At 66.8% G+C, this 12872-nt stretch carries 13 protein-coding genes; 5 read left to right on the top strand and 8 right to left on the bottom strand.

The features are described 5' to 3' along the window. The first annotated feature begins 1 nt into the window (after position 1). A complete protein-coding gene (locus tag AC5Y6Y_RS11035) occupies positions 2–706 on the top strand; it encodes a GntR family transcriptional regulator (protein ID WP_463826574.1) in 705 nt (234 codons plus the stop codon). On the opposite strand, the gene AC5Y6Y_RS11030 is transcribed toward AC5Y6Y_RS11035, so the two are convergent. Beyond that, complete coding sequence (locus tag AC5Y6Y_RS11030) at positions 645–2060, bottom strand: NAD(P)/FAD-dependent oxidoreductase (RefSeq protein WP_499930037.1); 1416 nt, start codon at positions 2058–2060, stop codon at positions 645–647. The genes AC5Y6Y_RS11035 and AC5Y6Y_RS11030 overlap by 62 nt on opposite strands. Before the next feature lie 91 nt (positions 2061–2151). On the opposite strand from AC5Y6Y_RS11030, the gene AC5Y6Y_RS11025 reads away from it, so the two are divergent. Together AC5Y6Y_RS11025 and AC5Y6Y_RS11020 are read left to right on the top strand one after the other, a co-directional pair. After that, positions 2152–2868 (top strand): TetR/AcrR family transcriptional regulator, encoded by a 717-nt coding sequence (locus AC5Y6Y_RS11025; protein WP_499930036.1) that lies wholly within the window; start codon positions 2152–2154, stop codon positions 2866–2868. A 64-nt stretch (positions 2869–2932) separates the two neighbouring features. Then, complete coding sequence (locus AC5Y6Y_RS11020) at positions 2933–3301, top strand: Rv1352/Rv1906c domain-containing protein (RefSeq protein WP_499930035.1); 369 nt, start codon at positions 2933–2935, stop codon at positions 3299–3301. Here AC5Y6Y_RS11020 and AC5Y6Y_RS11015 read toward each other — a convergent pair. The 6 genes from AC5Y6Y_RS11015 to AC5Y6Y_RS10990 are packed head-to-tail and all read right to left on the bottom strand — an operon-like array spanning position 3298 to position 10193. After that, a complete protein-coding gene (locus AC5Y6Y_RS11015; RefSeq protein WP_499930034.1) occupies positions 3298–4815 on the bottom strand; it encodes a class I adenylate-forming enzyme family protein in 1518 nt (505 codons plus the stop codon). The genes AC5Y6Y_RS11020 and AC5Y6Y_RS11015 overlap by 4 nt on opposite strands. Then, on the bottom strand, positions 4808–6316 hold the full coding sequence (locus AC5Y6Y_RS11010) for a class I adenylate-forming enzyme family protein (RefSeq protein ID WP_499930085.1): 1509 nt from the start codon (positions 6314–6316) through the stop codon (positions 4808–4810). The genes AC5Y6Y_RS11015 and AC5Y6Y_RS11010 overlap by 8 nt, the downstream gene beginning before the upstream one ends. Next, positions 6306–7754 (bottom strand): AMP-binding protein, encoded by a 1449-nt coding sequence (locus AC5Y6Y_RS11005; protein ID WP_499926692.1) that lies wholly within the window; start codon positions 7752–7754, stop codon positions 6306–6308. The genes AC5Y6Y_RS11010 and AC5Y6Y_RS11005 overlap by 11 nt, the downstream gene beginning before the upstream one ends. After that, complete coding sequence (locus tag AC5Y6Y_RS11000; protein ID WP_499930033.1) at positions 7754–8545, bottom strand: enoyl-CoA hydratase/isomerase family protein; 792 nt, start codon at positions 8543–8545, stop codon at positions 7754–7756. Before AC5Y6Y_RS11000 ends, AC5Y6Y_RS11005 begins: the two co-directional genes overlap by 1 nt. After that, positions 8542–9348, bottom strand: a complete 807-nt coding sequence (locus AC5Y6Y_RS10995) for an enoyl-CoA hydratase/isomerase family protein (RefSeq protein ID WP_499930032.1) — start codon at positions 9346–9348, stop codon at positions 8542–8544. The genes AC5Y6Y_RS11000 and AC5Y6Y_RS10995 overlap by 4 nt, the downstream gene beginning before the upstream one ends. Positions 9349–9371: 23 nt before the next feature. After that, positions 9372–10193, bottom strand: a complete 822-nt coding sequence (locus AC5Y6Y_RS10990; protein ID WP_499930031.1) for an enoyl-CoA hydratase/isomerase family protein — start codon at positions 10191–10193, stop codon at positions 9372–9374. A gap of 131 nt (positions 10194–10324) precedes the next feature. Between AC5Y6Y_RS10990 and AC5Y6Y_RS10985 the strand changes: the two genes are divergently transcribed. Both AC5Y6Y_RS10985 and AC5Y6Y_RS10980 read left to right on the top strand, forming a co-directional pair. Next, a complete protein-coding gene (locus AC5Y6Y_RS10985) occupies positions 10325–11008 on the top strand; it encodes a hypothetical protein (RefSeq protein WP_499930030.1) in 684 nt (227 codons plus the stop codon). Beyond that, positions 11005–11901 carry an enoyl-CoA hydratase/isomerase family protein gene (locus AC5Y6Y_RS10980; protein ID WP_499930029.1) on the top strand — a complete coding sequence of 299 codons (897 nt, stop codon included), beginning with the start codon at positions 11005–11007 and terminating at the stop codon, positions 11899–11901. Before AC5Y6Y_RS10985 ends, AC5Y6Y_RS10980 begins: the two co-directional genes overlap by 4 nt. On the opposite strand, the gene AC5Y6Y_RS10975 is transcribed toward AC5Y6Y_RS10980, so the two are convergent. Next, the gene (locus tag AC5Y6Y_RS10975) at positions 11898–12665 is read right to left on the bottom strand and encodes a TetR/AcrR family transcriptional regulator (RefSeq protein ID WP_463826563.1); all 768 of its coding nucleotides are present in this window, start codon (positions 12663–12665) and stop codon (positions 11898–11900) included. The two genes, AC5Y6Y_RS10980 and AC5Y6Y_RS10975, sit on opposite strands and share 4 nt — an antisense overlap. Between the last annotated feature and the right edge of the window lie 207 nt (positions 12666–12872).

The raw sequence follows: 12872 nt of genomic DNA, 5'->3' as shown, positions 1-12872 counted from the left end.
CATGACGGTTCCGGATTTCGGTTCGCGGCCACAGCTTTCCGAGGAGATCGCGGCCTTCGTCCGAAAGAGGATCTTCGAAGGCACCTACGCCGCCGGCCAGTACGTCCGGTTGGACCAGCTGGCCGCGGAGCTGGGCATCAGTGTCACACCGGTGCGGGAGGCGTTGTTCGCGCTGCGCGCCGAGGGCCTGGTGGCCCAACAACCCCGGCGCGGTTTCGTGGTGCTGCCGCTGACCCAGCGCGATCTCGCCGATGTCGCCAATGTGCAGGCCCACGTGGGTGGTCAGCTGGCCGCGCGCGCCGCCCACAGCATCACCGAGGACCAGTTGCGCGAACTCCAGGACATTCAGCTGCAGCTGGAGCAGGCCTACGCCGCCGACGACGGCGAGCGGACCGTCTGGCTGAACCACGAGTTCCACCGCGCCATCAACATCGCGGCGGATTCACCGAAGCTCGCGCAGGTGATGTCGCAGATCACCCGCTATGCGCCCGAATCGGTGTTCCCGATGATCGAGCACTGGCCCGACCAGGCCATCCGCGATCATCGGCGGGTGCTGGCCGCTCTGGGTGCGCACGACGAGGAGGCGGCCCGCGCGGCGATGTCGGAACATCTTGCCGCCAGCGCGATTCCGCTGATCGAGCACCTCATCGAGCGGGGAGTAGTTGCCCCGGCGACGCCGGCTGGTTCGTCGGCGCCGCGACAGTAGCCGCAGCAGATGCCTTGCGTCGGCGGTTGAACATGCGCTGCTCGATCATGCGCTCGACTTCTCGTCGCACGTCCCTGCGCACCGTGCGCCACAGTTGGCTGCGGTCGACCTCCGGGTTGCGCGCGGCCGCCGCTATCCAGCCGACCAGCCGGCGTGGGGTGAAAACCTCTGCGGGCAATCGGTTTCGGGAGAAGACATCCAGTAGTTGCATCGCTCCGTCGGGTTGGCGCGCCAGCCAGTGGTAGGCCGCGTCCTCGATCGGGGACACCGCGTCGCCGCGGCCGAGCAGATTCGCCCACTGGTACATCGGCAGGCACTGCTCATCGCGGTCCAGCTCCCAGGCGGCCAGCGCCGCGTCCAGAGCCTGCGGATCGTCGAGGTGCGCCGCCGTCGTCTCGCCCAGCAGTCGGCCGAATCGCAGTGCGTCCCGGATACCCTGAGCGGTCACGGGATCCTTGAAGTGGCCGGAGTCTCCGGCCAGCGCCCACCCTGGACCGTGTGAGTGACGGAAGTAGGACGGGTGCTGGTAGGAGACCCGGATCTTGCCGACCCGGGTGCAGCCGGTCAGCCGCGCGGCGAACGGCGGGATACGCTGCACGGTGTCGGCGAACGCCTGCTCGGCGTCGGCGCGGAACTCGTCGGCGCGGCGCACCGGCGGCATCAACAGCGCCACCAATTGGCCGCCGTCACAAGGGAATACGGTGACCAGATCATCGTCGTACCGCCACTGCATGGCGACGTGGCGCAAGGACTCGTGGGCATCTTCGTGGTAGGCGTCGTCGTAATAAGCAAAGGCCATCATGCGCTGGTTGTCCCAGTGGTGGTGCTCGGTAGCGCCGACCAGTCGGGCGACCGTGGAACGGCGTCCGTCCGCCCCGATTACGAGCTGGGCGGTGATGGTGCCCTCGGCGCCGTCGCGGCCGCGGTAGTGGACTCCGGTGACGCGACCGTCGTCGTTGCGCAGGAGATCGGTGACCCGCGTCCGTTCGCGGATCTCAGCGCCGGCGGCCCGTGCCGTCTGTACCAGCGCGAGGTCGAGGCCCGGCCGTCGGACGCAGGCGCCGGCGGTGAATCCCTGGGCAGCGCCGAATTCGCCGACCACTTCCACGCCCGGCCCGGCCAGTCCGGCTCGGGTGTGCAGCGGCGGGCCCAGGTTAAGCACCCGGTCGCGCGCGCCCAGCAGTTCCAATTCGGCCCAGTGATGGGGGAAGAAGAGGTGTGTCGACAGTGTGTCTGAGGGAAATGACGCGCTGTCCAGCGCGATCACGTTGCGTCCGCGTCGCGTCAGCGCGATCGCGGCCGCGGTGCCCGCGCACCGGCTTCCGACAATGACGACGTCCGTGTTCTCCCGCATGACAGAGAGAATGCCAGGTCAGTGTGCTCTTTTCAAGAGTGTTCAAAAAATGAATTGACTTATAAATATCCCTGCTGTTTATCATGGGCGCGTGTCAGTTGGCAGCGCTCCCAGCACGGCCGAGCGCGCGGCTGCGCGCGGCGAACGCCGGCGCGCCCGCACGCGCGCGGCCATCCTGGATGCGGCCGAAGAGGTGTTCAGCCGCGAAGGTTACGACAGCGCCCGGATCGAGGAGATCGCCGATTCCGCCGACATCTCGGTCGGGTCGATATACACGCATTTCGACGGCAAACGCGGCGTCTACCTGCATCTGGTCGACAGGTCTCTGGAGCTGTTCGCCGAATACATGAAGCGCGGCGAGGACCCGACGCTGACGCCGCTGCAGCGCGTGCTGGCCGGCGGCGATGCCTATCTTCGGTTCCACTTGGAGCATCCCGGCGCTTTCCACTTCCTGGCCAATCGCAACCCGGGCACGGCGCCGCTGTCGGCGCCGGACGGGCCCGAGGCCAAGATCCGTGACCGCGTCGGTGAGTTGCTGCACCGCTTCGCCGGTGTGATCGACGACGCGATTGCGGCGGGCGAGGCACGACCGGTCGATTCGACGCGCCTCACCCAATTCCTCTGGGGCGCCTGGAACGGGGTGATCTCGCTGCGACTGCAGCCGGCAGGATTGCGGTTGTCGGAGACCGAGATCGCCGAAACGTTGGAGCTCGCCCGCTGGTTGCTGCGCGAGGGATTGGCGTCCTCGGCGTTGCGCGACGACAACGGTGAGGTCGGTGACCGTGTTCCGCTACCCAAGATCGGGTGACCGGACACAGCCGGGCGGGCAGTGACGCATACTGTGTGTCGGGGGTGGCACGAGAGGAAGTGCAATGCCCCGTACACGTGCGCTACGCGCAACTGCCGCACTGGTCGCCGGCCTGTACGTCATTGCGCTCGCGCCGCCGGCCGGCGCCGACCCATTGGACCCGATCCCGGGTAACGGCGTCTTCGTCGTCGGGCCCGACATCGTCCCCGGCCTCTACCGCACCAGCGGATCGGCGTCGACCATCGGCGTCTGGATCAACAATGTGCCGACTCAGGACTCCATGTGCGCCTGGTTCACCTACAGCACGCCGGACGCGAACAAAGAGCATGTCCTGCAGACCAATATCTCCGTCGGCCCGATGTTCGCCAATATCAACACATCGGTCAAGGCTTTCGAGTCGCAGAACTGCCAACCCTGGACGCGAGTTCCCTAACGCCCCGACTCGGTCAACATCTCCCGTAGCCGGCGCACATCTATTTTGCCGGTACCACCCCGCGGCAATTGCTCGTCGGAGTCCAACACCAGCCACACCGTCGGCACTTTGAACGCGCTCAGCACCCGGCGGGCGGCGTCGCGCAACGCGGCGGTGTCGAGCCGCCGGCACACCACCGCCGCACCCACCCGCTTACCAGCCGGGCCGGGAACATCTGTGACAACGGCACTTTCGACACCCTCGATGCCCCGCAACGCGCGTTCCACCTCGCTGGGATAGACGGTGGCGCCGCTCACCTTGAACATGTCGTCGCAGCGACCGTGATAGAACAGGAAGCCCTCGGCGTCGAGGCGGCCGAGGTCGCCGGTGGGGTAGAAGCCGTCCGGGGTGAACACGTCTTCCCTGCTGCGACGGCAGATTCCGCGCAGCGTATGCGGTCCGCGGAACTGGATCATGCCGGTGGTGCCCGCCGGCAGCGGCGCGCCGGTATCCGGATCGACGATGCGAACTTCCATGCCGGGGAACGGTTTTCCGCAACTGCCCCGCGCCGCCGCGGGCAGATCGGTATCGGCGGGATAGCCGCAGTAGGGCCCGAATGACTCGGTCATACCGAACAGGGTGGCGCGGGCACCCGATGGTGCGCGCTGTGCGGGCGGCAGCAACGCATCCAGGCTGCCCGGCCGCAGCGCAGACAGGTCGACCTCGGCGCGGCGCGGGTGTCGGGCCAGTGTCTGTGCCTGGTCGGGCCAGCCGCGGAACAGCGTGACCCGTTCGCGCTCCACCAGGCGCAGGGTGGTGTCCGGTTGCGGCACTTCCTCGGTCACCAGGGTGGCGCCGGCCAGCAGTGCCGACAGGATCCCGCTGCCGAAGCCGCCCACCCAGAAGAACGGCATCGGCAGGTAGAGCCGGGTATCGGCGGTGATGCAACGGGCCGTCAGTCCGGACCGCACCGCGCCCAACGCGCTGCCGTGTGAGTGGATGACCCCCTTGGGAGACCCGCTGCTGCCCGAGGTGAAGATGATCACCAGCGGGTCCGCCGCGGTGACGGTGGCGGCCATCGTATCGACGCTCCGGCGGTCCGCCGCCGCGCTGCCGTCCAGTCGATCGATGGACCAGACCTGTTGCAGTGCAGGCAATTTCATCCGGGGCACCGCAGCGAGGTCCTCGAGGTAACGGTGCCCGCGAAATTCCGCCACACTCACCAGAACCTGCACCGAGGCCGTCCGCAGCTGCGCGACGAGTTCCGCGGGCCGCAGCAGTGTGCTCAACGGAACCAGCACCGCACCGATGCGGGTCACCGCGACGGCGATCTGCACCCAGCGGACGCTGTTGGGCATGATCAAACCGACCCGGGTGCCCTTGGCCACCCCGGCCTGAATCAGGGCAGCGGCCAGATCGCCGGTGGTCGTGTCCAATTCGGTGTAGCTGATGCGCCCCGCGGGGTCGATTACCGCAGCCTTGGCGGCGTCGCGGGTGGCGCGCAGTCGCACCAGCCGGTCGATGGTGTCATCCATCGAAGAGCTCCTGCAGTCGTCGCAGGTCGACTTTGCCGCTGGACAACAGCGGAAGCTCAGTGCGGGCCAGGGCGATGAACCGCTTCGGGATCTTGTAGGACGACAATTCGCCCGTGAGCCGTGCGCGCAGTGCTGCCTCGTCGAAGTGCGGGACACCGTCGGGCAGCACGATCACCGCGCCCACCAGCTGGCCGCGCGCGGCATCGGAAACGCCGACCACATGTGCGGTGAAACCTGCTCGGGCGATGGCCTGCTCCACCTCCGCCCCGGAGACATTGGCGCCGGCGGTCTTGATCATCCCGGCCAGCCGGCCGAGGTAGTACAGGTAGCCCTCGTCGTCGGCGCGCACCAGGTCGCCGGTGTGAAACCAGCCGTCGGCGTCGAAGCATTCCTCGCGGCTGCGTTTGTAGTAGCCCTGCATCACGTACGGTCCGCGGATGCACAGCTCGCCGATTCCGTTGTCCGGGTCGAGGATCGAGGTCTCGAATCCCGGTGCCGGGCGGCCGTAGGAACCGCGCCGGTGTTCGGGTTGGTCGGATTCGTCCCCGCTGATCAGCAACACGCTGCCGGCCTCGGTCATCCCCAGCATGTTGTGCCGTAGCTCCGCATCGGCCGGTCGGACTTCGGGTGCCATGATCGGGTAGAGGTTGCCGCGCCGCGCCGAGCTCAGGTCCCGGCCGGGGTAGCTGGGGTGCTGGGCCAGATGGGTGACGGCGGCCACGAAACCGTTTGTCACGGTCGGCTTTTCGGTCTCAATCAGATCCAGCGTCCGGCCGGGATCGGTGGCGTTGGAGCACACCAGGGTAGATCCGGCCACCAGGGTGGCCAGCAGGGCGAACGCGAACCCGCCGATCCAGAAGAACGGCGAGTTGCAGAACAACCTGTCGGTAGCGGTGAGGCCGCGGATCGTGTTGAGGTTCCGCTGGTGGTCCAGCAGCGCGGCGTGCGTGTGCACCACGCCTTTGGCGACGCTCGTGGAGCCCGACGTGTAGACGATGGTCAATACCGCAGAGCCGTCGACATCGTCTTCCAGCGCGGTGAGTAGCCGGGGCTCGATATCGTCACCGCATCGCCGTAACCAGTCCCAGTCGAAGACGCAGTGCCGCAACAGGGGTGCGGCATCGCCGGCGCCGGCCAGCCGTTCGGTGTAGTCGTGCGATCGGAATGATCTGGCGCTCAACATGATTGCGGTGTCGCTGTGTACCAGCTGCTCGACCAGTTCACGGGCGGTGGCGAAGGTCGAAAAGGGTATCACCACCGCGCCGATGCGCGCGGCGGCCAACATCGCGACGACGAACTCGGTGCCGTTGGGGTACAGCAGGCCGACGTGGGTGCCCTTACCGGCACCCACACCGATCAGGCCGCGGGCAAGTTCGGCCGAGCGGCGGTCTGCCTGCGCGTAGCTGAGCCGGTCGTCATCGCAAACCAGTAGGGGGTGGGCCCCGCGCCGGGCGGCCTGCTGACGCAGGGTCGCGGCGATGGTGTTGCCGTCACCGGGCATGGTCAGGTGTGGCACTGAAGAAAGCTTTGACGGCGCCCAGATCGGCCTTGCCGGAGGATGTCCGCGGGATGGCCTCGACCGTCGCGATCTCGGTGGGAATCTCGTAGCGCGCCAGCCGTGTTCGCAAGTGATCCAGCAACTCGTCGGCCGTGGCAGGTGCGCGCAGTTCCACCATGGCCACCGGTGTCTCGCCGAGGCGTTCGTCGAAGACGCCGACCACCACAGCACCCGCCACCGCGGGGTGGGCCTCCAGTGCGGTGCGCACCTCGTCGGGCATGATCTTGAATCCGCCGCGGATGATCGCCTGGTCTGCGCGCCCCAGGATCCACAGGAACCCGTCACCGTCGAGGCGCGCCAGGTCGTTGGTCTGCATCCAGTCGGCCGTCGGCCCCAATTGGGCGGGCTTGACCTGGAGTCGGCCCACTCGATCGGGTTGCAGCGGTGTGCCGTCGTCGTCGACCACCCGCAGCCGCGCGCCGGGGTTGGCCCGCCCGACGCTGCCCCGCTTGGTGCGCCAGTACTGTTGGTGGTCGGCCAGCGTCCAGCCGGCCACCCCGCCGCCGAATTCGGTTGCGGCATAAGAAGTCAGCACCGGGATACCGTACTTTTCGGTAAACGCGTCGGCATCCTCGGCGGACAGCGGCGCGGTGCCGCAGGTGACAGCGCGGATGCCGGCCAGGTCTGCTCGCGTGAGGTCGGAATGCAGTACCGTGCGCAGCGCGGCGGGCACCAGCGACACCGCACGCGGTCGGTGTTCACGTACCGCGTCGGCCCACGCGTTCAACTCGAACCGCTCCAGCAGGACGAAGGGTCGACCCTCGGCGACGCATTGCAGCACCCGGAACACGCCCCCGATATGCACCAGCGGCGAATTCACGATGGCCACCCCGCGGCGCAGGGCGCTGGGCTCCGGTGCGTGCTGGTACCCGGCGCCCAACACACTGTGCGCCAGCATGCGGTAGCTGAGGTCGATGCGTTTGGGCGGGCCGGTGGTTCCGCTGGTCAGCATCCGGACCGCGATGTCGGATGCCGGCGCCTCCGGCGACGGCGGGCCCGGTTGGGCACCGTCGTCCAGGGTTCCGGAGATGGCCAGGGTGGCGGATCCGGACGCCACGAATTTGGCGAGATCGGCGGACTCGCCGATGACCAGCGGAAGTCCGAGTGCGGCGAGGTCGGCCCTGGTGCGGTCGTCACCGCGTGCCGGGTTGAGGGTCACGATGGTGCCGCCGCCCAGCAGCACGCCGAGCAACGCCGCCACGTGCCCCGGCCGGTTACGCAGCAACACACCGATTTCCGGGTGCTGGGCGGTCAACGGCGCGATGCGCCGGGCGGCGTCACCGATCCGCGCCCAGGACAACCAGTGCCCGGCGTATTCGACGGCGCGCGCACCGGGCTCGAGTTGCAGGACGTGATCGATACGCCGGCTCAGAGCGTGCATCACCGGACCCTGGGTACGTCGGTCGGCTTCGGTTGTGCGCCGAGCTCAGCAGTGCCCAGCGGATTACCCAGCCGGGTGTAGATCAGTCCCTGCTCCATCGCGGCCCGGTATGGTTTGTCCAGCGACTCCCAGATCGCCTTGACGGTGCCTTGCGTCGCCGACGGCGGCTTGGTCGCTATTGCCGACGCTATCTCGTGCGCCCGAGCCCATAATTGTTGCGAATCAACCACTTCCGATACCAGCCCGATGCGCAGCGCGGTGTCCGCGCTGACCCGTTCGTCGTTGCCCAACAGCGCGATCCGCAGTGTCTCGCCCAGCCCGATGCGGCGCATCAGGCCGATCGGTTCCAATGCGCAGACCAGACCCGCCGATACGTGCGAGTCGAAGAACGTCGCGTCCGCCGAACAGATCACTACATCGGATTCGTTGAGGAAGTAGTACGCCCCCGCGGTGCACATGCCCTGCACCGCGCACACCACCGGCTTCCACATCTTTTGCCATTTGGGGCTGAGCAGTTCGCCGGGATCTTCGTGGTTCCAGACGTTGTCGGGTTGTCCGTAGGGTGACTTGATGTCCAGTCCGGCGCTGAAGGCGCGCTCCCCGGCCGCGCGCAGCACCACTGCGTGCACCGCGTCGTCGAACTTGATGCGGCGCCAGGCTTCAGCCATCTCCGTGCACATGGTGCGGTTGAAGGCGTTGAGGTGCTGTGGGCGGTTCAGTGTGATGGTGGCAACGTGGTCGGCGGTGTCGACGTCGAGCAGGATGGTTTCGAAGTCCGTCGACCCACTCATTTGCACTGCCAATCCGGTTTCCGCTTCTCCACGAACGCCTTCGGGCCTTCCTGGGCATCTTCGGTCCGCAACACCCGCTCGCGGAACGTCTCAGCCATGATCTCCGCCTCGTGCAGCGGTACGTTGAGTCCTTTGAGGATGGCCAGTCGGGTACCGCGGACGGCAAGGGGCGCATTGGAATTGACGATGTCGGCGATCTTCCGGGCCCGTTCCAGCAAGCACTCGTGTTCGACGACTTCGCTGACGAGTCCGAGTTCGTACGCGCGTTGCGCGCTCATCCGTTCGTGCTTGCCCATCAGGGCCATGCGCAGCGCAATCGAGCGGGGCAATGCCCGTGACACGCGGACCATCTCACGACCGGCCACCAGTCCGATGCTGACGTGCGGGTCGAAGAAGGTGGCCCGCTCGGATGCGATGACGATGTCGGAGGTGGTGACCCAATCCATGCCCGCCCCGCAACACAATCCGTTGACCGCGGTCAGCACCGGTTTCGCTGCGGTGCGAAACGGCGGGGTGCCTTCCTGCGGTGCCTCCCACTGGTCGTAGGTGGACAGGTAAGGCCGTTCGTAGATCACCTTGCCGTCTTCGGGAATGGCTTTGACGTCGGCCCCGGTGCAGAACGCCCGCCCGGTGCCGGTGACGATCGTCAGCCACACCTTGTCGTCGTTTTCGGCCTCCTGGTAGGCGGCCCGCAATTCGGTGATCATATGCGGGCTCAGCGCGTTGAGAGCGTCGGGTCGGTTCAGCGTGATGGTCGCGGTATGCCCGTCGACGTCGTAGCCGATGGTGTCGAACGCGGGCATCGATGTTCCCTTCGTGGTGGTGGTCAGCGGCCGTCGAAGCCCGGTGTGCGCCGGTCCCGGAATGCCTGCAGACCCTCTTTGAAATCCGCTGTGCGGCAAGCGAGTTCCAGATTGTAGAGCTCCTGCGTCATGGACTCGGGCAGGGACGCCTGCTGACCGTGGTGCAATGCCTGTTTGGCCAGACCCAGTGCCACCGTCGGGCCGGCCGCCAGCCGGGCCGACAGTCGATCGGCGGTGTCGTCGAGATCGGGCAGGTTCACCGCCTGGTGGATCAGTCCCCAGTCGGCGGCGTCGGCGCCACTGACCTTCTCGCCGAGCAGCAACATCCGCCGGGCCCGCGCCAGGCCCACCAGACGGGGCAGCAGCCAGCTGGCCCCTGAATCGGGGCTGAACCCGCGGTCCACGAACGGTTCCCAGAACGTGGCGTCGGTCGCGGCGACGGTGAAGTCGGCGGCCAGCGCCAGATTGGCGCCCATTCCCACCGCCCAACCGCGCACACTGCAGACCACCGGCAACTGGATGGTGTGCAGCAGTTCGATCACCCGGTGGGTGGCGTGCGGCACCCGTCGTACCAGGTTTCCGGTCCTGGGGCGTTGCCCGCCGCCCCGGTTGGTGGCGACCCAGTCGGCTCCGGCACAGAAGTCGGCACCGGCGCCGCGGAGGTGGATTGCGCGCAACGAATCATCGGCGGCGGCGTCGGTCAGCGTGTCGACCAGAGTTTCGATCATCAACGGTGTCAACGAATTACGCCGAGCCGGTCGATCCAGGGTGAGTTGCAGTACCGCACCGGTGCGGGTGACTGCCACCGAGCCCTGGGCATCGGCCGTCTCGGCATCGTGGCTCACGCTGGAATCCGACCCTTCCCATCCATACGGTTACCCATACAGTATGCAATACGATTGCTACCGTGTATAAGTTAGCAACAAACCCTACCGGCGGAAACGGGGCCGGTGGAATCGGCAACCAGAGGGGCGACATGGCTGAGGGCACCAGCCCTGCTGCAGGTACCGGTAGCGCCCGCTTCGGCGAGGCGCCGCTCGCCCAGACAATCGCCGCCGCCGGTGCCATGCGCCGGCTCAGCTCGTTGCTGCTGTCACTGGAGAGCCCCCACCCGACGGTGGACGAGATGCTGACGAAGTTCGCCGCATGGGAAACCGAGCTCGCTGCCGCCGCGCCCACCGACAGCGCGCCCCGGATCGGTGACGCCGAGAACGATCCCAGGCGCGTCTATCTGAACCATGCGACCGATATCGGCGCCTACAATCCCTGTTTTCCCGAGTACCGCTTCGAGTTACTGGAGTCCGACGCCGCCGCGGGTAGGGTCACTTTTCCGCTGCTGTACGAGGGACCGCCCGGTCTGGTGCACGGCGGGTTCCTCGGTGTGTTCTTCGATTGTGTTATTCAGCATCACAATTGCTGCACCGGTCTGTCCGGCAAGACCCGTTCGCTGGGTGTGACGTTCCGCCGTCCGACGCCGCTGCAGGTCGAGCTGGACTTCGAAATCGAGCGCACGGCAGCGGAGCGCGGGATCACGTCGACGGCGCGCCTGCTGCTCGACGGAGAGGTGCTCTGCATCGGTGAGGTGAACACGTTGGCCTCTCGACCGGACGAGCTCTCCACTACCCGATTCGGCAGGCGCAGAACGGAGGCCGGCGCATGACCGATACGGGCACAACCGATGATCGGGTACTTTTCGAGCTCGATCCCGAGCGGCGGATCGCCACGATCACGCTGAACAATCCCACGCAACGCAACTCCTATGACGCCGCCATGCGAAACGCGGTGTCCCGCTGCCTGGATCAGGTCGCCGACGACGACGACATCACGGTGGTCCTGTTGCGGGGGGCGGGTGGGGTGTTCAGTACCGGCGCCGACATGAACAACGCCTACGGCTGGTACGGCGAATCCGGCGGGTCAGCCCCGCAGGGCAAGCAGCGCCGGCCGAGTCAGCGCCGGCGACTCACGGTGGACCGCAAGTCATTCGGCTTCTACCACAACCTGATGGGCTTTCCGAAGGTAACGGTGGGTGAGATCGCCGGCTACGCCCTTGGTGGCGGGTTCGAGATGGCCTTGATGACCGACATCTCGGTGATCGCCCGCGACACGAAGATCGGGATGCCGGCGACGCGGTTCCTCGGACCCGCGCTGGGCAGCCTGCATATGTTCTTCCACCGGCTCGGCCCGGTGCTCGCCCGACGGTTGCTGCTGACCGGGGACATCATCGACGCGGGACAGCTAGAGCACCTCGGAATCTTCACCGACACCTGCGATTCGGAGTCGGTTACCGCGCGGGCACGCTACTGGGCGGAGAAGGTCGCGAAGATGCCCGCCGACGGAGTGGTGATCGCCAAGGAGGCGTTTCGGTTGGTCGAGCAGACCCAGGCCTACAACGGCGAGGAAGTCGCGAGCTATCTGTTCCACGCCTACGGCACCAATCTGCAGTTCGGCCCCGGCGAGTTCAACTTCGTCAAGACCCGCGCAGAGCACGGCACGAAAGAGGCATTCCGGTTGCGCGACGAGCACTTTCACGTGCCCGACCCCGGTGGCGCCTAACCCGAAGTGGGCCTGGCCCGACGTGCGGTCGACTTGGCCGCCTTGCGGGGCCGGGGCGCCTTGCGGCCCTCCTCGATCAGTCGGCCGGCATGGTCGAGAATGCAGTCCAGGCCGTATTCGAAATTGGTCTCGTCCGGTGCCCCGATCCGGTGACCCTTGCCGGTGACCTGTGCGATCAACGGGGTGGTCTGCGGGTCGATGCCCACCGCGTCCTCGATGGAGCGGGACCCGCTCTCGGCGGACTGGTTCTTCTCGAAAAGCCGTTGCAGCACCACCGATCCGCGCACGTGCAGCGAGACGGCGGAGTAGGTGTCGAAGGCGTCCTCGGCTGACAAACCCGCTTCCACCAGATTGGAGATGGCGCGCTCCATCTCTTGCGCCCCCATGCGGGCCGCCTTCGGACTCAGCGCCGCGCGGATCAGGATCAGGTCGCACAGAATCGGGTTGCCCATGAAGGTCTTACGCATCGAGCGGGCGTGATTGCGCAGGGTCTCCCGCCAGTCACTGGCTTCCACGTACGGCGTGGAGAACACGTACTTGCCCAGGGCGCGATCGGTCATCGCGTTGAGCAGATCGTCCTTCTTGCGGAAGTACCAGTAAATGCTGGTAACCCCGACACCGAGGTGTTTGCCGAGCAACGGCATGCTCAGATTGTCGATCGACACCTGCTCGGCGAGTTCGAACGCGCCGCTGATGATGTCGTCGGGATTGATGGAACCGCGTTCGCGCCGCTGCCGCTTCTCAGCGGTTGCCTGCTTTGCCACTACCGGCACCTCTCTGACGATCTGTGCTGCCTGACCTACCGGCAGATCAGCTCTGACCTGCGACCGACAACCTTACCGGTGACCATCGGTAATGCTCGATTCCTGCCTCTGTTCGTCTGCTACTGTAATCCCTATCGTAGGCATTGTGGTAACACGTTTCCGGAAGCCGTTCTGAGGTTGCGCTCGGCACGGGAACCAAGGCCGGCC

Source organism: Mycobacterium sp. NGS24, from assembly GCF_059813065.1.
This window is presented reverse-complemented; position numbering and strand designations above follow the sequence as displayed.